This is a genomic window from Sorangium aterium, assembly GCF_028368935.1.
Classification (GTDB): Bacteria; Myxococcota_A; Polyangia; order Polyangiales; family Polyangiaceae; genus Sorangium; species Sorangium atrum.
The window spans coordinates 2127976-2147459 of sequence record NZ_JAQNDK010000001.1; the positions used below are offsets into that span (position 1 = coordinate 2127976).

Genomic DNA, 19484 nt, shown 5'->3' on the forward strand with positions numbered 1-19484 from the left:
CTTTTGGCAGTGTAGCGAGTTGAGCCGCAAGGCGTCGCTGGCGCCTCGGTTTTCAAAGATCCTCCTATGCTCGATAGTCCACGCTACCGCGTGCTGGAGGTGCTGCACCAAGGTGCGGATACCATCCTCTACCGCGCGCGGCGCGAGGAGGACGGACGGCCGGTGGTGCTCAAGGCCCTGCGGCGCGACCACGCCAGCCCCCGCGCCCTCGGCAGGCTCCAGCACGAGCTCGAGGTCGCCAGAGCGCTCGATTCGCCCGTCGTCATCAAGGCCTATGGGATCGAGCCATTCCGCGACCAGGTGACCCTGGTCCTCGAGGACTTCGGCGGCCGCTCGCTCGATCGGCTGCTCGATGGCGATGGGCCGACGCGCGCGATGGGGATGCCGATCGAGCGCTTCTTCCCCCTCGCCGTCCGCCTCACCGGCGCGCTCGCCGAGCTGCATCGGCACCGCGTCATCCACAAGGACATCAAGCCCCAGAACCTGCTCTGCAACCCCGACACCGGCGAGGTGAAGATCACCGATCTCGGCATCGCCTCCCTCTCCCCCCGCGAAGCCCAGGAGCTCGCCCACGACGGGCTCATCGAGGGCACGCTCGCGTACATGGCGCCTGAGCAGACCGGCCGCATGAACCGCCGGATCGACGAGCGGACCGACCTGTACTCCCTCGGCGTCACCTTCTACGAGATGCTGACTGGCGCCCTGCCCTTCCAGGCCAGCGACCCCGTCGGGTGGGTGCACTGCCACATCGCCCAGGCGCCGCAGCCGCCGCACGCGCTCGTCCCCTCGATTCCACCGCAGCTCTCCGCCGTCGTGCTCAAGCTGCTCTCCAAGGCCGCCGAGGAGCGTTACCAGAGCGCCCTCGGCCTGCGCCACGACCTCGACACGTGCTTCGCAAGGTGGCAGTCGACCGGCGCCATCGAGCCCTTCGCGCTCGGCGGGCGCGATCTCTCCGACCGGTTCCAGGTCCCGCAGCGGCTCTACGGCCGCGAGCGCGAGGTGGAGGCGCTGCTCGCCGCGTTCGAGCGCGTGGTCGCGAACGGCCGGCCCGAGCTCGTGCTCGTGTCGGGCTACTCGGGCATCGGCAAGTCCTCGCTCGTCGCCGAGCTGCACAGGCCCGTCGTGCGCGAGCGCGGCTCCTTCCTCTCCGGCAAGTTCGAGCAATTCAAGCGCGACGTCCCTTACCACGCCCTTCTCCAGTCGTTCCGGGCGCTCTCGCGGGAGCTCCTGTGCGCGAGCGAGGAGCAGCTCGAGCGCTGGCGACAGCGCCTCCGCGAGGCCCTCGGCCAGGACGCCAGTCTGCTCGCCGACGTGCTCCCCGAGCTCACGGTCCTCCTCGGCCCGCAGCCGCCCGTGCCCGAGCTCCCCCCCGCCGAGGCCCAGAGCCGGCTGCTCGCCGCGCTCCGGCGCTTCGTCGCCGCCTGCGCCCGGAAGGAGCACCCCGTCGCCCTCTTCCTCGACGACCTGCAATGGGCCGACGCGGCCAGCCTCCTCCTGCTCGAGCAGCTCGCCACCTGTACCGGCTCCGAGCACCTGCTGCTGATCGGCGCCTACCGCGACAACGAGGTCGGCCCGGCACACCCGCTCCGGCTCGCGCTCGCCGAGGCGCAGAAGCGCGGCGCCGCCGTCTCCGAGCTCGTCCTCGCGCCGCTCTCCGCCGCCCACGTCGGCGCGCTCGTCGCCGAGGCCGTCCACGCCGGCGCCGAGCAGGTCGAGCCGCTCTCGCAGCTCGTCCACGAGAAGACCGGCGGCAACCCCTTCTTCGCGCTCCAGTTCCTCATCGCCTTGCACGAAGAGCGGCTCATCGCCTTCGACGCCGACGAGGGCGCGTGGCGGTGGGACACCGCCGCCATCCGCGACAAGGGCTTCACCGACAACGTCGTCGAGCTGATGGCGGGCAAGCTCAAGCGCCTCTCGGCCCCCGCGCACGACGCGCTCAAGCTGGCCGCGTGCCTCGGCAGCAGCCTCGACCTCGAACCCCTGGCGGTGGTCGCGGGCCGTCCAGCGGCGGAGCTCCGCCACGCGCTCGAGGAGGCCGTGCGGGAGGGGCTCCTGCTCCGCCGGGGCTCTGGCTATCGCTTCCTCCATGACCGGGTGCAGCAGGCCGCTTATTCGCTCATCCCGGCAGAGCAGCTGGCCGAGGTGCACCTCCGGATCGGCCAGCTGCTCTTGAAGGCACGGCGCGCCGACGAGCCCGACGAAACGCTCTTCGAGGTCGTCGGCCACCTCAACCGCGGCGCCGCGCTCCTCCGTTCCCAGGCCGAGCGCGACGAGCTCGCCGCGCTGAACCTCCGCGCCGGAAGGAAGGCCAAGGCCGCCGCGGCCTTCCAGTCCGCCGCGGCGCTCTTCGCCGCGGGCCTCTCCCTGCTCGCGCAGGCCTCCTGGGACGCGCAGCACGAGCTGACCTACGACCTGACGCTCGAGCGCGCGCACGCCGCGTACATCACAGGCAGCTTCGACGAGGCCGAGCGGCTCCTCGAAGCGCTCATGGAGCGCGCGAGGACCAGGACCGAGACGGCCGCCGCCGTCGAGCTCATCGTCACGCTCCAGTTGATCCGCGGGCAATCGGCCCGCGCCGTGGAGATCGGCCTCTCGTGGCTCCGCACCTGCGACCTCGCTCTTCCACGCCTCCCCACGGACACACAGCTCGAAGAGGAGACGAAGGGCGTCTGGCAGGCCCTGGGTGACCGGGCGATCGAGGACCTGATCCACCTGCCCTCCATGACCGACCGGGAGGTCAAGCTGACGATGGGTGTGCTGGAGGGCGCGGGCATCGCGGCGTCCTTCATGACCCCGAACCTCTACTTTCTCATCTTCCTGCGCATGGTCCAGCTCAGCCTGCGCCACGGCAACGCCGAGGGCTCCGCTGTCGCGTACACGTCGTTCGCGAGGATGTTCGGCCCGAGGTTCGGGCGATACCAGGAGGCCTATCGGTTCGGCAAGCTCGGCCACGACCTGGCTCAGAGGAGCGGCCTCCTCACCACGAAATCGATGGTGTTCGCCACCTTCGGACACCATGTCGTCTTCTGGACTCGCCACTACAGAGAGACGTATCCGTACGGGCGCGCCGGCTTCAGCGCCGCGGTCGAGTCCGGCGCGCTGAGCATGGCGTGCTTCAACTGCATGTGGGACGCGCTGTTCCACCTGCTCTCCGGCGAGGCGCTCGACGACGTGCTCCACGAGGTCGACGAGCGCCTCGGCTTCGTGCTCAGCGCGGGTTTCGCGTTCGCGCACGGCGCCCTCCTCAGCGCCCACGCCATGATCCAGGCGCTGCGCGGGAGGCCGGTCCGCTTCGCGATGTTCGACGGCTCCGAGCTGGATCCTCCGGCCTTCGAGGCGCGGCTGAAGGAGGGAGAGCTGGAGACCACGCGCGAATTTTATTACAGCTTGAAGGCGCAGGCGCTCTTCGTGCTCGGCGCTCCCGGGGAGGCGCTCGAGGCGGCGACCCGCGTCGTCACCGAGCAACCCTTCTGGAACCAGCCGCACGCGCTCATGGCCGAGAGCTTCTATTATCTCGCGCTCTCGCTCGCGGCCCTCTCCAGCGCGCCGCACGCGGAGCGCGACTCCCCGCCGCGGGAGCTCCCGGACCAGCTGCTCGACTGCGAGCGGCAGCTCGGCGCGTGGGCCGCGAGCGGCCCCGACAACTTCCTCCACAAACACGCCCTGGTCCGCGCCGAGATCGCGCGGCTCCGCGGGCAGGACATGGAGGCCATCGGCCTCTACGAACAGGCCATCTCCTCGGCGCGCGAGGGCGGCTTCGTCCAGCACGAGGCCATCGCCTGCGAGCTCGCCGCCCGTCTCTACCGCGACCGCGGCCTGTCCACGCCCGCAGACGCTTACCTCCAGAAGGCCCGCGCCGCCTACTTCCGCTGGGGCGCCCACGCCAAGGTCGATCAGCTCGACCAGCGTTATCCCTTCCTCGTCGAGCGAAAGCCGATCGCCCCCACCGTCACCTTCGCCGTCCGCGCCGAGCAGTTCGACGTCCTGTCCGTCGTCAAGGCCTCTCAGAGCATCTCGGGAGAGCTCAAGCTCCCGCGCCTGCTCGAGATGCTCCTGCGCACCATGGTCGAGCACGCGGGCGCCGAGCAGGGGTGCGTCCTCCTGGTCCGGGGCGAACGCCTGTGGAGCGCGGCGATCGAGGCGCCGGGGGGTGCGGTGCGGATGCGCCACGCGGGCGAGGCCCCTTCGGCCGCGCTGCCGCAATCCATCCTCAACTACGTCCGCCGGAGCCACGAGCGCGTCCTGCTCGACGACGCCTCCGCCAGGCACCCGTTCTCGGAGGACGAGTATTTCACGCGCAAGAGGCCGAGATCGGTGCTGTGCCTCCCGATCGTGCGGCAGGCGCGGCTGCTCGGCCTGCTCTACCTGGAGAACAACCTCGTCACCGGCGCGTTCACCCCGGGGCGGCTCACCGTGCTCGAGCTGCTCGCCTCGCAGTCGGCCATCTCGCTCGAGAACGCCATGCTCTATACCGATATCGAGCAGGAGAACGCCGAGCGGCGCCGGGCGGAGCGAGAGCTCCGTGAGAGCCAGGCCACTCTGCAGGCCATCGTCGACAACTCCGCCGCCGCCATCTTCCTCAAGGATCGCGAGGGCCGGTATCTGCTCGTCAACCGCCAGGCGAGCAACGTCGCCGGCCTGCCGGGCCATCGGCTCCTCGGAAAGACCGACGCCGAGCTCTTGCCCGCTGCGCTCGCCGAGATCATCGGCGATCACGACCGGCGGGTGCTCGAGACAGGCGAGCCGCTCGAGTTCGAGGAAGAGGTGACGATGGAGGACGGGCCGCACACCTTCCTGTCGCTCAAGTTCCCTCTCGGGGAGGAGGTCATGCCCGGCGTGCTCTGCGGCATCTCCACCGACATCACCGAGCGCAAGCGGGCCGAGCTCGCAGAGCGTTTCCTGGCCGACGCGAGCCGAAAGCTCATGGCCCTCGGCTACGGCGCCACCCTCGAGAGCGTCGCGCAGCTCGCCGTGCCCGAGCTGGCCGACCGGTGCGTCATCCACGTGGAGCACCCCAGCTGCACCGCGGGACACACGGTGACCGCAGTCACGGCGGGCGTGCCGGCCGAGCTCGCAGGCGCGGTGACGGACGCGCTGCGGCCCCTGGCAGCGACCTCGCCGGACCGCCCCGAGGTGGGCGACGTCCGCGCCGCGCCCCGCCTGGAGCAGCTCGGCGTTCACTCCTTCCTTCGCGTCCCGCTCCTCGCCCGCGACCGGCGCTTCGGGGTCATGACCCTGCTGGCGACCGCGCCCCGGCGCCGGTTCGGCCCTGCCGACCTGTGGCTGGCCGAGGAGCTCGGGCTCCGTGCGGCGCTCGCGCTCGACAACACCCGCCTGTTCGCCGAGGCCCAGGCGGCGATCGAGCGCCGGAACGAGTTCCTCCTCGTCGCATCCCACGAGCTCAAGACACCGCTCACCTCGCTCACGATGCAAGCGCACCTCCTCGCCCGGCTGCTGCCCCGCTACCGGCGCGCCGAGGTCGCTCCGGAGCGCATCGACGCCGCGATCCAGCTCCTCAACCGCCAGATCGCGCGCCTCGCCCACCTGGTCAACGAGCTGCTCGACGTCACCCGCCTGAACGCCAGCCGGCTCTCCCTCGCGCGCGCGCCCGTCGATCTGGCGGCCCTGACGCGCGAGGCCGTCGAGCGAATGAGGCAGCAGCTCGCGGACGCCCGCTGCCGCACCCAGCTCGATCTGGACGAGCCGGTGGTCGGGGACTGGGATGCTTCTCGCATGGAGCAGGTCCTCATCAACCTCCTGTCCAACGCGATCAAGTACGGCGCGGGGGCCCCCATTCACGTCGTCGTGCGCGGCCTGGAAGGCCGCGCGCTGCTCGTCGTCCGCGATCACGGCATGGGCATCGCGGAGGCCGACCAGGCCAGGATCTTCGAGCGCTTCGAGCGCGCCGTCTCCGTCCGCAACTTCGGAGGTCTCGGCCTCGGCCTCTACATCGTTCGGTGGATCGTCACCTCCCACGGCGGCACCATCCGCGTCGAGAGCACGCCAGGCGCGGGCGCCACCTTCATCGTCGAGCTGCCTTTGCATGCGGCGGAGACAGAGACGGACGGCCAGGGCGCCCTGCTCCCGGACGCGTAGGAGCGCGCTCCCTGTTCGTCTGCCCGGCCACCTCGAGCGCATCGCGGCCCACGAGAGCCTGAGCCTCGCCCCACAGGTTCCTCCGCTGTGAACGGATCCCGAGGTTGCGCGGTCGCCTCGTCGACGACCACCTCGGTCCAGCGCTCTCGGGCGTGGAGCGGTTCGCGGACACGGAGCGCTCCGGCGAGGAGAGATCGTCGCGGTTCCATGCCGTGATCGAGGCCGAGAGAGGTCCTGTGGGACTCCCCACTCCACCGCCGAGACACCGCGTGTCAGCTGCCGTACCGTGAACGCCATTCCATTGGATCGCCTCTGTGAGCTGCTGTCCAGGTACGACGCTCCGCGGCAGTCCGACGGCTCCCGCCCTGCATGACGGAGGCTCCACAGGCGAGCCGGCGCGAGATCGCGCCGCCGTTTGCTCGTGACGAGGCGCGGCGCTTTTGGCAGTGTACCGGGTTGAATGGCGACACGCCGCCGGCGCCCCGGTTTTCAAAGATCCTCCTATGCTCGATAGTCCGCGTTACCGCGTGCTGGAGGTGCTGCACCAAGGTGCGGACACGATCCTCTACCGCGCGCGGCGCGAGGAGGACGGCCGGCCGGTGGTGCTCAAGGTCCTGCGGCGCGACCACGCGAGCCCCCGCGCCCTCGGCAGGCTCCAGCACGAGCTCGAGGTCGCCAGGGCCCTGGAGTCGCCCGTCGTCGTCCGAGCCTACGGGATCGAGCCGTTCCGCGACCAGATGACCCTGGTCCTCGAGGACTTCGGCGGCCGCTCGCTCGACCGGCTGCTCGATGGCGACGGGCCGATGCGCGCGATGGGCGGGATGCTGATCGAGCGCTTCCTCCCCCTCGCCGTCCGCCTCACCGGCGCGCTCGCCGAGATGCACCGGCGGCACGTCATCCACAAGGACATCAAGCCCCAGAACCTGCTCTACAACCCCGACACCGACGAGGTGAAGATCACCGATCTCGGCATCGCCTCCCTCTCTCGCCGCGAAGCCCAGGAGCTCGCCCACGACGGGCTCATCGAGGGCACGCTGGCTTACATGGCGCCAGAGCAGACGGGCCGCATGAACCGCCGGGTCGACGAGCGGACCGACCTGTACTCCCTCGGCGTCACCTTCTACGAGATGCTGACTGGCACCCTGCCCTTCCAGGCCAGCGATCCTGTCGAATGGGTCTATTGCCACATCGCCCAGGCGCCGCAGCCGCCGCACGCGCTCGTCCCCTCGATTCCACCGCAGCTCTCCGCCATCGTCCTCAAGCTGCTCTCCAAGGCCGCCGAGGAGCGCTACCAGAGCGCCCTCGGCCTGCGCCACGACCTCGAACAGTGCTCTTCCCAGCTGCGCCAGAGCGGCGCCGTCGAGGCCTTCCCGCTCGGACAGCGCGACGTCTCCGACAGGTTCCAGGTCCCGCAGCGGCTCTATGGCCGCGAGCGCGAGGTGGAGGCGCTGCTCGCCGCGTTCGAGCGCGTGGTCGCCAGAGGCCGGCCAGAGCTCGTGCTCGTCTCGGGCTACTCGGGCATCGGCAAGTCGTCGCTCGTCGCCGAGCTGCACAGGCCCATCGTGCGCGAGCGCGGCTTCTTCCTCTCCGGCAAGTTCGATCAGCTGAAGCGCGACGTCCCCTATCGCCCCCTCCTCCACGCCTTCCGGGGGCTCGTGCAGGAGATCCTCGGCGCGAGCGAGGAGCAGGTCGAGCGCTGGCGAGAGCGCCTCCGCGAGGCCCTCGGCGCGGGCGGCGGGCTGCTCGCCGACATGCTCCCCGAGCTCGCCCTGCTCCTCGGCCCGCAGCCGCCCGTGCCCGAGCTCCCGCCCGCCGAGGCCCAGAGCCGGCTTCTCGCCACGCTCCAGCGCTTCGTCGCCGCCTGCGCCCGCAAGGAGCACCCCGTCGCCCTCTTCCTCGACGACCTGCAATGGGCCGACCCCGGTAGCCTCCTTTTGCTCGAGCAGCTCGCCACCCTCGCAGGCGACGCGCACCTCCTCGTGATAGGCGCTTATCGCGACAACGAGGTCGGCCCCGCGCACCCGCTCCGGCTCACGCTCGCAGAGGTGCAAAAGCGCGGCGCCGCCGTCGGCGACATCGTCCTCGAGCCGCTCTCCGCCGCCCACGTCGGGGCGCTCGTCGCCGAGGCGGTGCATGCGCCCGAAGCGGACGTCGGGCCGCTCTCACAGCTGGTTTACGAGAAGACCGGCGGCAACCCGTTCTTCGTGCTCCAGTTCCTCATCGCCCTGCATGAAGAGGGGCTCATCACCTTCGATGCGGACGAGGGCGCATGGCGGTGGGACAGCGCCGCCATCCGCGACAAGGGCTTCACCGACAACGTCGTCGAGCTGATGGTGGGCAAGCTGGAGCGGCTCCCGGTCTCCACGCGCGACGCCCTCAAGCTCGCCGCGTGCCTCGGCGACGGCGTGGACCTCGACACCCTCGCGATCATCGCGCGAAGGCCGGCGGAGGCGCTGCGCACGGCGCTCGAGGAGGCCGTGCGGGAGGGGCTCCTGCTCCGCCGGGACAGCGCCTATCGCTTCCTCCACGACCGGGTGCAGCAGGCCGCTTATTCGCTCATCCCGACAGGACAGCTCGCCGAGGTGCACCTCGGGATCGGCCAGCTGCTCTTGAAGGCACGGCGCGCGGAGGAGCCCGATGAGGCGCTCTTCGAGGTCGTCGGCCACCTCAACCGCGGCGCCGCGCTCCTCCGTTCCCAGGCCGAACGCGACGAGCTCGCCGCCCTCAACCTCCGCGCCGGCAGGAAGGCCAAGGGCGCCGCCGCTTACCAGTCCGCCGCCGCCCTCTTCGCCGCCGGCCTGGCCCTCCTCGCGCGAGATCCCCGCGAGCGCTGGGAGACTCGGTACGATCTGACCTACGACCTGAGCCTCGAGCGCGCGCACGCCGCCTACGCCACCGGCAGCTTCGAGGAGGCCGAGCGGCTCCTCGACGAGCTCATGGAGCGCGCGAGGACCAAGATCGAGCGCGCCGCCGTCGTCGAGCTCGCCGTTACGCAGAACGTCACCCGCGGTCAGTGCGCCCGCGCCGTCGAGCTCGGGCTCTCGTGCCTCCGCGCCTGGGACATCGAGCTGTCGCTCCCCGTCACCGATGCGCAGGTCGAAGAAGAGACCGAGAGCGTCCGGCAGGCCCTGGGCGGCCGGGTGATCGAGGATCTGGTCGACCTGCCCCCCATGGAGCACCCCGAGATCAAGGTCGCGATGCGCGTCCTGATGGGCGTGAACATCCCTGCCTATTTCGTGGATGTGAAGCTGCACTATCTGCTCCTCGTGCGCATGGTCAAGCTCAGCTTGCGCCACGGCAACGCGGAGAGCTCCGCCCAGGCGTACACCGCATTCGCGCGGATGTTCGGCCCGCGGTTCGGGCAATACCGTGACGCCTACCTGTTCGGAAAGCTCGGCTACGATCTCGCGGACAGGGGCCACGCCCTCGCCACGAAGGGCGCGGTGTTCACCCTGTTCGGGCAGCAGATCGTCTTCTGGACGCGCCACTACCGGGAGACCGCCTTCTATGCTCGCCGCGGCTTCAACGCCGCGCTGGAGGGCGGCGACTGGAACAACGCATGTTACAATTGCATCTGGGCAGCGATGTTCCCGCTGCTCTCCGGCGAGCCGCTGGAGGACGCCCTTCACCTGACCGAGGACCGCCTCGCCTTCGTGCGCAAGGCCGGCTACGCGTTCGTCTATGACATCCTCCTCGGCGCCCGGCACCTCATCCAGACGCTGCGCGGCAGGCCGGTCCATTACGCGATGCTGGATGGCGCCGAGCTGGATCAGGCGGCCTTCGAGGCGCGCCTCGGCCGGGAGGGCGGGGTCGTCTCTGGCTGTTTCCACTTCAGCATGAAGGCTCAGGCGACGTTCATCCTCGGCTCTCCCCGGGAGACGCTCGCGGCGACGGCCCGTGTGGTCGTCGACTACGACTGGAAGTTCGACGCGTGCGCGCTGTACGCCGAGTGCTTCTATTATCGCGCGCTCGCGCTGGCCGCGCTCGTCGATGACGGCGAGGACCGCGCCGCAGCGCAGTCGCCCCGGCCGGAGCTCCCGGACGGGCTGCTCGACTGCGAGCGGCAGCTCGGCGAGTGGGCCGCGAGCGGCCCCGACAACTTCCTCCACAAACACGCCCTGGTCCGCGCCGAGATCGCGCGGCTCCGCGGCCAGGACCTGGAGGCCATCGGGCTCTACGAGCAGGCCATCTCCTCGGCGCGCGAGGGCGGCTTCGTCCAGCACGAGGCCATCGCCTGCGAGCTCGCCGCCCGGCTCTACCGCGACCGCGGCCTGTCCACGCCCGCCGACGCTTACCTCCAGAAGGCCCGCGCCGCCTACTTCCGCTGGGGCGCCCACGCCAAGGTCGATCAGCTCGACCAGCGTTATCCCTTCCTCGTCGAGCGGAAGCCGATCGCGCCCACCGTCACCTTCGCCGTCCGCGCCGAGCAGTTCGACGTCCTCTCCGTCGTCAAGGCCTCCCAGAGCATCTCCGGCGAGCTCAAGCTCCCGCGCCTGCTCGAGATGCTCCTGCGCATCGTGGTCGAGCACGCGGGCGCCGGAGAGGGGTACGTGCTCCTGCTCCGGGAAGATCGCCTGTCGACGGCGGCGGCGATCGCCGCGTCCGGGGGCGCCGCGCGGCTGCTCGACGCGGGCGAGGCGGCGGCGGACGCGCTGCCGCAATCCATCCTCAACTACGTTCGCCGGAGCCACGAGCGCGTGCTGCTCGACGACGCCGCCGGGCGGCACCCGTTCTCGGAGGACGCGTATTTCACGCGGAAGAAGCCGAGATCGGTGCTGTGCCTCCCCATCGTGCGCCAGGCGCGGCTGCTCGGCCTACTGTACCTGGAGAACAAGCTGGTGGCCGGCGCGTTCACCCCGGGGCGGCTCACCGTGCTCGAGCTGCTCGCCTCGCAGTCGGCCATCTCGCTCGAGAACGCCATGCTCTACACCGATATCGAGCAGGAGAACGCCGAGCGGCGCCGGGCGGAGCGGGAGCTCCGCGGGAGCCAGGCCACGCTGCAGGCCATCGTCGACAACTCCGCCGCCGCCATCTACCTCAAGGATCGCGACGGCCGGCACCTGCTCGTCAACCGCGAGGTGGGGCGCCTCCTGGGCATGCCGCCCGAGCAGCTCATCGGCAAGTCGACCACCGAACTCTTCCCTTCCACGGATCCCGAGATCATCGCTGACAACGACCGGCGTGTGCTCGACGCGGGCGAGCCGCTGCAGTGCGAGGAGGTGGTGATGATGGAGGACGGGCCGCACACCTACCTGTCGCTCAAGTTCCCGCTCGGCGAGAGCGTCATGCCCGGCGTGCTCTGCGGCATCTCCACCGACATCACCGAGCGCAAGCGGGCCGAGCTCGCAGAGCGCTTCCTCGCCGAGGCGAGCCGCCAGCTCATGGCCCTCGGCTACGGCGCCACCCTCGAGAGCGTCGCGCAGCTCGCCGTGCCCGAGCTGGCCGACCGGTGCGTCATCGACGTGGACCTCGCCCAGGATGCCCCGGGGCGGACGGCCACCGCCGGCGTGCCTCCCGAGCTCGCAGGCGCCGTGACGGACGCGCTGCGGCCCCTGGCAGGGCGCTCTCTGGATCACGCCGAGGTGGGCGACATCCGCGCTGCGCCCCTCCTGGAGTCGCTCGGCGTTCACTCCTTCCTCCGGGTCCCGCTCCTCGCGCGCGACCGGCGCTTCGGGGTCATGACCCTGCTGGCGACCTCGCCACGGCGCCGCTACGGCCCCGCCGACCTGTGGCTGGCCCAGGAGCTCGGGAGCCGCGCCGCGCTCGCCCTCGACAACAGCCGCCTGTTCGCCGAGGCCCAGGTGGCGATCGAGCGCCGCGACGAGTTCCTCCTCGTCGCCTCCCACGAGCTCAAAACACCGCTCACCTCGCTCAAGATGCAGGCTCACCTCCTCGCCCGGCTCCTGCCCCGCCTCCAGCGCGCCGAGGTCGCTCCGGAGCGCATCGACGCCGCGCTCCAGGTCCTCAACCGCCAGATCACGCGCCTCGCCCACCTGATCAACGAGCTGCTCGACGTCACCCGCCTGAACGCGGGTCGGCTCACCCTCGCGCGCGCGCCGGTCGACCTGGCCGCCCTGACGCGCGAGGTCGTCGAGCGCATGCACCAGCAGCTCGCCGACGCCCGCTGCCGCACCCAGCTCGACCTGGACGAGCCCGTGGTCGGGGACTGGGATGCTTCTCGCATGGAGCAGGTCCTCATCAACCTTCTGTCCAACGCGCTCAAGTACGGCGCGGGGGCCCCCATTCACGTCGTCGTGCGCGGCCTGGCCGATCGCGCGCTGCTCGTCGTCCGCGACCACGGCATCGGCATCGCCGAGGCCGATCAGGCCAGGATCTTCGAGCGCTTCGAGCGCGCCGTCTCCGTCCGCAACTTCGGAGGCCTCGGCCTCGGGCTCTACATCGTGCGATGGATCGTCGCCTCCCATGGCGGCACCATCCGCGTCGAGAGCGCGCCGGGCGCGGGCGCCACCTTCATCGTCGAGCTGCCTTTGCACCCTGCGGAGTCGGACACGGCGGCGGACGGCCGAGGGGACCTGCTCCCACAGGCCTAGCTCCGGGTCGCCCAGGTTCTTCCTTCGTTGTGAGGGAGGTGATGCCGAACCGCCCGGCCCCGTGGAGGAGGCGCGGCGCAGGGCGGCCACGGGGGGAAGCGCCGCCGCTTCCGGGCGAGAGCGAACGCGACGATGCGAAGTGGCGCCCCGGGCTCTGGGACGCCACATTGGCCCCAAGGTGAGGTCACGCTCCTCGGCAGCGCCGCTCTTCCTGATTTCTGCGGCGCTCGGCGGCAGCGCGGTCGCGCACGCTCAGCCGACCGCGGCGCCCTTGCGTATCGAGTACCGTGCGGAGGCTGGATGCCCGACAGAGGCGGAGTTTCGTGCGCGCGTCGGCGCGCGCCTCCGGCGGCACATCGCGGAAACAGACGCTGCGAGCGCGTACGTCGTGATCATCGAGAAGCGCGATCGCCGCTTCATCGGGCGCCTCAGCGTCCGCGCGGCGGACGGGACGGCGTCCGACCGCGATGTCGCGGATGATACCTGTGCCGATGTCGTCGCCGCGCTCGCCGTCGTGACCGCGCTCGCCGTCGATACCCAGGCCGGGGACGCGCCCGCCACAGCCGCCACACCCACGGTTTCCGCGTCCGCGAGCGCCGTCGCCGCGCTGCCCCCGCCGGTCGGTGCACCGCCTGCCAGCGCCCCGCCTGCTGGTGCCCCGCCACCCGGTCCCTCGCCGGCCGCTAGCACGCGGGCGCGGCCGCCGGCGCCGGAGCCCGACGCTCCGACACACCTGGTGCTCGGCGCGCAGCTCCTCGTCGGCCAGATGATCGGCCTCCCCTCCCTCGGCGCGCGCATCTCCGCGGAGCCTCCCCTCGCCGTGACGACCCGCGGCGTCGGCCCGGTGCGCTTCGACGCGGACCTCGAGGTGTCCTCCGACGTCCCCCTGGCGGGGGGCTCTGCATCGTTTCTGCGTGCCGCCCTCGCCGCCGACGCGTGCCCGCTCGGCGCGTCGCTCGGCGTCCTGCGCCTTTCCCCCTGCGCGCGCGTCGAGGGCGGCCTCGTCTCGGCAAGCCGACGAGGCATCGCCCCCGCGCGCAGCGTGACCCCTCCCCGTCTGCCGCGCCCGCGCTGAAGGCGGGCACCGGCAAGCTGCTGGCGCTCACGAAGTGGAGCCTCGGGGCGGCGATCGGCGTCGGCCTCATCGGCGCGGGCGTCGCGCTCCTCCGGCCGTCGGCGCCGCCCTCCGCGGCGGCACCGTCGAGCGCCCCGCAGGCCGCGCTCACGCCGCCCGCCGCCGGCGAGCCGCCGGCGGCGGCCGCGCTGCCGGCCGCGCCCTCGCCGGCGCCCTCCGGGCCCATGACGCGCGCGCCGCTCCCGCTCCAGGCGAGCGCCCCGCCGGCCCCAGCGCCCGCCGCCGCGAGCCCGCCGCGCCCGAAGAGCGCCGCGCCGCGCGCGGGATCCGCTCGCGGCGCGCCGGGCGATGCGCTCGGCGAGCAGATCGCCATCGACGCGCTCGGCGAGCAGGTCGCCATGATCGATCGCGCGCGCGACGCGCTCGCCGCTGGCGACGCGGCGGGATGCCTCACGGCGCTCGACGCCCACGACAGCAAGTTTCCTCGGAGCGCGATGGGCGAGGAGGCCACCGTGCTCCGCATCGAGGCGCTGATCCGCCGCGGCGATCGGTCCCGCGCCGCCGAGCTGGGCCAGCGCTTCCTCGCCTCGCGCCCGACGAGCGCGCATGCCTCGGGCGTGCGTGCGCTCCTCGGCGCAGCGAAGGAGCCTTGATCGAGCGGCGCGCGCCTCGCGCGGCCTGCTCGCCCGCCTGCGTAAACGTGCTTTCGAGGGCGCCGGAGAGCGTGCCTATCGTGTTCGGTTCGTCGAATGGTTCGAGCGCTGTCAGCGTGAGATAGTTCAACAGAGAGGTTTCGCATGGTCTGGTCGTCATGGAGCAAGCGCCACGCGCGCAAGGCGGTCCTGGTGGGAGCGGCGATGGCGCGCCTCTCGCTGCCGGTGAGCGCCGCGGCGCAGGAGGCGATCGCCCCGGCGTGGGACGAGACCGAGCGTCGGGAAGACATCGCCCAGCGACGCGAGCGCGCCGCGCTCCTTGCGACGCACCTCCCCGACGTGATCAGGCTGCACTCCGCCGGGAAAGGGGTGCCCATCCTCGTCAGCGGTATCGGCGGGGCGAGCCTCGCCTTGAGCTTGACCGCAGCCCCGGCTGAGCCTCGCTTCCTCGCCTTGACCGCCGGCTCCGCGACGTTACTCGCGGGAGGCATCGCCGCGCTCGCTGTGCCGGAGGCGTACCGGCGCGAGACGGTTGGCGCCGCCGCGCTGCTCTCGCAAGGCAGCGTCTGGCTCGGGCTCGCGTTCTTCACAGAGAGCGGTTTCGGGAGGGTGGCGCCGGTCGCGCTGTCGTCGGGGTATTACCTGTCGGGCTTGCTCTCCTGCCTGAACCTGGCGCTGTCCGGATATCCTCCCGTGTCCCGCCTCCGCGCCGATCACGCGCTGGTGGCGACGTCCGAATGGCGCGCGCGGCTGTCAGGCGCGCAGATCGCGAGCATCGAACGGGATCTGCTGACCACCGCGCCTGCGATCCCGAGCTGGGCCATCCACCTCCCGATCGCGCTCGGCGGGGTCGCCGCGACCGTGCCCGCGTGGGACGGCGATCTGCCAGCAGAGACGCGGATGTTGAGCTTGACGTCCGGTCTCCTCGCCTCCGCGTGGTCGCTCGGCGCCATGTTCGATCCCGAACATCCGGTGCAGTCCTACCAGCGGGACCTGCGCAGGGCCGGCCTGCAGGTCGCGCCTTCAGGACCCGACAGCAACGTGGGCCTCACGATCTCGGGCAAGTTCTAGAGCGACAGACGGGCCGAAGCCGCATGCAAACGGCAAGGAGTCGAATCGCCGAGGCGCCATGAGACGCCAAGACTCTTGTGTTTCTCTTGGCGTCCCTGGCGCGCTTGGCGGTTCATTTCTCCGGTTTCCAAGCTGATCTGCGCTCTGGCGGGTCATCCCCCGAGCGCCTCCAGGGGAGCGCGCTCGGGGCCAGCGCTCCGGCAGGCCCTGTCGTGGCCCGCCATCGCGCTCGTGTGTCCTCGGTCGACATCTGGAGGAGCTCGGGGACACAGCAGTGATTGTCAGCGTTTCGCGCTCCTTCGAGCGCTCATCAAGGAGGATTGGCCATGAGCAATGTTCTCATCGTCGTGTTCATGCTCATCGTGGGATGTGGCGGGGAGGCCCCGGCCGCGAGCTATGTGGCTTGCGAGTTCACCGGCAGCACCCCGGGAGGCGTGACGGTCCGTAGCTGCGCCGAGCTCGAGACCTACGATGCGGACAAGCACGAAAGCCAGTGCAAGGACACGTCAAACCTCGAGGCCGAGCTCGTCGATCGATGCTCCACCGACGACGTGCTCGGCGCTTGCGTCCTCACCGGCGACGGCGAGACCATGACGACGTACTATTACGAAGCAGGGCCGCTCACGGCGGACATCGTCAAGCCGATTTGCGACGAAGTGAATGGCACCTGGACGCCGCGCTGACCCGATGCGTGTCGCCGCGGTCTCGGAGGAGCCCCTGGCGCGCCGCCGGCGCGAGCTGGGTGGATCGCGGGTCGGTGCACCCCCGCCGCCGAGCGCCTCGACTCGCCGTGGATCGACGTGATCACGGGATCGTGTCGTCGACGTAGTATCCGGCGCTTCCAACCGGAACCGTCACGGCGCCGGAGCCGACGGTGAACGCCCCGTTCGGCGTGATGTTGGCCGGGTTCTGTCCTTGCGTGATCGTCTGGTACCAGGTCAGCCGCGTGATCTCTCCGCCGCCCGTGCCGATCCGCAGGTGCACGTTGCCGCTGTCATAGCGGTATCCACCGCTCACCTGGTCGCTCGAGAACCACGTCCAGGAGGAGCTCACCGGCAGCTGAAACTGCTGCGTTCCGCTCGGCGTCGGCGGCGCGCCGCTGCCGTCCGTGTGGCTGAAGCTCACGCCCTTCTTGCCGAGGTACTGCAGGCTCGCCGTGGTCACATCAAAGTACTCGGTGTTCGCCTGGTAGCTGCCCACGTTGCTCCCGCCGATCGCAAGGGCTCGAAAGAACGGCTGGCCGTTCGAGAAGGTCGCCGTGTACAGCCGCCATGGGGTCGACATGCCAGGGTCGAGCTGCGCTTCGCTCACCGAGTCGACCTCCTCCTCTCCTGGTTGCTCTATCCTCTCGGCGACGACGCAGCCCGACGCCGCCAGCATCGCGAAGACCGCCGTCCCTGCCTGCACCAACATGCTCTGCGCTTGCATACGAGCCGAACCTCTCTATGTGCTTTCATGGCCCAGATCCGCCGGGAGCCGACGATCCCGGGAGGCCTGCCGGACCCCAAGTAAATGGAGTAAACGAAGCAGGAGATCGGCGGGATACTCCGCGAGCTTTGCCCCCAGCGCGAGATCGAAATGGCGACAAGCGCATGAAGGCGGTCCGTTCAGGAGGCTGACGGGGGAGGCTGGCGGGGTCGATCGAGCACCATGATCCCGCTGGCGCGCGGCGGGCCCTGGTCGGCACAAGTCGGCACGACTCGGCACGAATTCAGGGGACCGCCATCGCCAGCGCCGAGCGCTGCATCGCCGGAATTAGCGAGAGACGAGGTCCGTCATCCAGGGCACGTCGGGGGTCGTTCTCAGGACCGTATGGGCCCACTGCTGGTCGTCCATCCGCTCGAAGTCCTCGGTGACGGCCTCGAAGTACGACGAGGCGAGCCCCACGAACGCGCGAGGCGCGCCGCCGCAGGGATCGGCCGTCACGACCATGAGCCGCGGCAGGCCGGTGCCCACGTGCAGCACGCGGCCGACCGGCGCGCCGCCCTCGTCGGTCGGCTGGGTGTGCACGTCGGCGATCGTCGGATCCTGCTCCAGGCTCTTCATCTGGTCGAAGAAGAGCTGCATGTACCACCCCTCGACATAGGGCGTACCGCACCCTTGCGGCTGGACCTTCACGGCCTGGTTGATGAAATCGAGGTGCTCCTGGGTGAGGGGGAGGCCGGCGCGCTCGTTCGCGGCCATCTCGCCGAGCGTCCGCGCGACGTCGTGGAGCTGGGAGAAGTACGCCGACACCCTCTCCCCGAGCTGCGGCGCGCTCGACAGATCGAGCGCGCCGACGATCTCGACGCCGTGCTCGGCCAGCTCGGCGATGCGCGTGTAGAACGCCGGGTACGGGTCGACGTACGCGTCCGGGAACTCGCACGTGTCCCCGCCCGTGTACGACTGCTTGGCGTAGAGCAGCGTGTCGTGGCGGAGCTCGGCCCAGGAGGCGAGCTGGGTGCTCAGCAGGCGACGGCCCCACGCCTCGGTCTTCGTCACGCCGGGCAGCCCCTCGCCGTCGCCGATCGCCCGCGCCGGCGACAGCTCCCGCAGCGCGCCGAGCCAGCGGTTGTAGAGGTTCTTGCCCCAGAAGTCCTCGGGGTGCGCGTCGACGAGCACGCGCATCATGTGCAGATCGGGCGCGTAGCCGAACTGCCCGAGCTCGGGGGCGAGCAGCTGGCCCGCCTGATCGTTGCCGAGCGCGGCGAAGCCCACGTCGAGCGGGTTCGGCATCATGCGCTTGACGGCGCCGCCCTGCACCCGGTCGAAGACCACGTTCGAGAAGACGTGGGAGTCGACGACGTACCGCTGGCCGAGCAGCGCGAAGCTCGACGAGAGGGGCAATGTGCCCTTGCCGAGCCCGTTGATCATGATGTGGCTCGAGATCCGCTGCGTCCCGTAGCCCTCCTTCACGATCACGTCGGCGATCCGCGCGTCCGGGACGCCGGCGAGGCCGGAGGCGTCGCCGAGGCCGAGGTCGGCGAGCAGGTCGTCGAGCTCCGGCAGGGTCATGTAGTCGCTCTCGCCGACGAAGGCCTGGACGGCGTCGTCGATGCGCTTGTAGCGCGCGAGGGTCTCCGCGTCGGCCAGGGCGCGCAGCACGTAGGCGCCCTCGAGGTGCCGCCGCTGGAAGCGCTGGGTGCCGTCCTGCTGGGTCTCGAGGAAGCGGAAATCCACGCGGCCGAGCCACATCATGCTGCGGAAGTAGCGCGCGAGCTCGGGGTACAGCTCTTCGGCGTAGTGGCCGCGGGGCTCGAACTGCGAGAAGTCCATGAGCCGCTCGGAGCCGAAGAGGCGGACCGCCGCCATGCCGTCGTGGGCCTCGGCGCCCGCGACGAGCTCGTCGATCGCCGCGGCGCTGGCGCCCGCGACGGGGGCGACGGGCGCGCCCTCGAGCAGCGCGAGCGCGACGGCCGTGAAGAGATCCGCGTCCGCGCGCGCCTCGGCGCCGAGCTCTGCTCCGGCGCCCTCGGCGAGCCGCGCGCGCATCTGCTTCAGCATCGTCCCGAGCTCGGGCGCGAGCGAGGCGTGCTCCACCGCCTTCAGGATCGCGTCGTACGAGCGGTGGACCGCGAACAGGATCGAGTCCGCGGACACGTAGAGCGGCAGGTCGAGCGCGTAGATGCTGCTGTAGCCGTAGGCGAAGGTCGGGAAGGACTTCTTGCTCGAGATGACGAAGCCGTTCTCGGAGAGCTTCGCGAGCTCGCCCTCGTCGAGGGCGAGCGCGGTGCCCTGGAGGAGCGAGAGGCCCGCGGCCTCCGCCGGCGCATAGGACAGGCCCGACGCGAAGGGGACGGGGTACCGCGAGGCGAAGTCCTCGGCGGCCATGCTCGCCGAGGCCTCCTGTTCGGCGAGCAGCGCGGTGAGCTCCGCCTGCTGCTCGGGCCCGAGCTCCGTGCCCGGCAGCTGGGTGCCGTCGGCGCCGGGCGCGGGCTGGCTCCCCTCGCCCGAACAGCCGGCGGCGAGGGCGACGAGGATCGGGACGACGTGAAGGCGAAGAAGCAGGTTGCGCATCGTGCTCCCCTTTCGAAGCGTGCCCCTCGGCCCGGGGCGTGA

Annotated in this window: 7 protein-coding genes; 5 read left to right on the forward strand and 2 right to left on the reverse strand. The window is 71.0% G+C overall.

The window, feature by feature from the left end; translation table 11 throughout:
• Positions 1-66 precede the first annotated feature (66 nt).
• The 5 genes from POL72_RS07640 (at position 67) to POL72_RS07660 (ending at position 16129) form a co-directional block, all read left to right on the forward strand.
• Complete coding sequence (locus tag POL72_RS07640; protein WP_272094368.1) at positions 67-6096, forward strand: sensor histidine kinase; 6030 nt, start codon at positions 67-69, stop codon at positions 6094-6096.
• Between the two features lie 503 nt (positions 6097-6599).
• Complete coding sequence (locus POL72_RS07645; protein WP_272094369.1) at positions 6600-12647, forward strand: AAA family ATPase; 6048 nt, start codon at positions 6600-6602, stop codon at positions 12645-12647.
• A 936-nt stretch (positions 12648-13583) separates the two neighbouring features.
• Positions 13584-14375, forward strand: coding sequence for a hypothetical protein (locus tag POL72_RS07650; protein WP_272094370.1), 792 nt, complete (start codon positions 13584-13586; stop codon positions 14373-14375).
• Positions 14376-14519: 144 nt separating this feature from the next.
• Entirely contained in the window at positions 14520-15446 is a 927-nt protein-coding gene (locus POL72_RS07655) for a hypothetical protein (RefSeq protein ID WP_272094371.1), read from the forward strand.
• A gap of 326 nt (positions 15447-15772) precedes the next feature.
• Positions 15773-16129: a hypothetical protein gene (locus POL72_RS07660; RefSeq protein ID WP_272094372.1), complete on the forward strand. Its 357-nt coding sequence runs from the start codon at positions 15773-15775 to the stop codon at positions 16127-16129.
• Between the two features lie 121 nt (positions 16130-16250).
• Here the strand turns inward: POL72_RS07660 and POL72_RS07665 are convergent, their stop codons facing one another.
• A complete protein-coding gene (locus POL72_RS07665; protein ID WP_272094373.1) occupies positions 16251-16874 on the reverse strand; it encodes a hypothetical protein in 624 nt (207 codons plus the stop codon).
• Positions 16875-17201: 327 nt separating this feature from the next.
• A complete protein-coding gene (locus POL72_RS07670; protein ID WP_272094374.1) occupies positions 17202-19442 on the reverse strand; it encodes a DUF3160 domain-containing protein in 2241 nt (746 codons plus the stop codon).
• Positions 19443-19484: the final 42 nt, after the last annotated feature.

Bases quoted from the DNA above. Each gene is read 5' to 3' on its own strand.
- POL72_RS07665 (WP_272094373.1), bottom strand. From the start codon at position 16,874: ATGCAAGCGCAGAGCATGTTGGTGCAGGCAGGGACGGCGGTCTTCGCG.
- POL72_RS07655 (WP_272094371.1), top strand. From the start codon at position 14,520: ATGGTCTGGTCGTCATGGAGCAAGCGCCACGCGCGCAAGGCGGTCCTG.
- POL72_RS07670 (WP_272094374.1), bottom strand. From the start codon at position 19,442: ATGCGCAACCTGCTTCTTCGCCTTCACGTCGTCCCGATCCTCGTCGCC.
- POL72_RS07645 (WP_272094369.1), top strand. From the start codon at position 6,600: ATGCTCGATAGTCCGCGTTACCGCGTGCTGGAGGTGCTGCACCAAGGT.
- POL72_RS07660 (WP_272094372.1), top strand. From the start codon at position 15,773: ATGAGCAATGTTCTCATCGTCGTGTTCATGCTCATCGTGGGATGTGGC.
- POL72_RS07640 (WP_272094368.1), top strand. From the start codon at position 67: ATGCTCGATAGTCCACGCTACCGCGTGCTGGAGGTGCTGCACCAAGGT.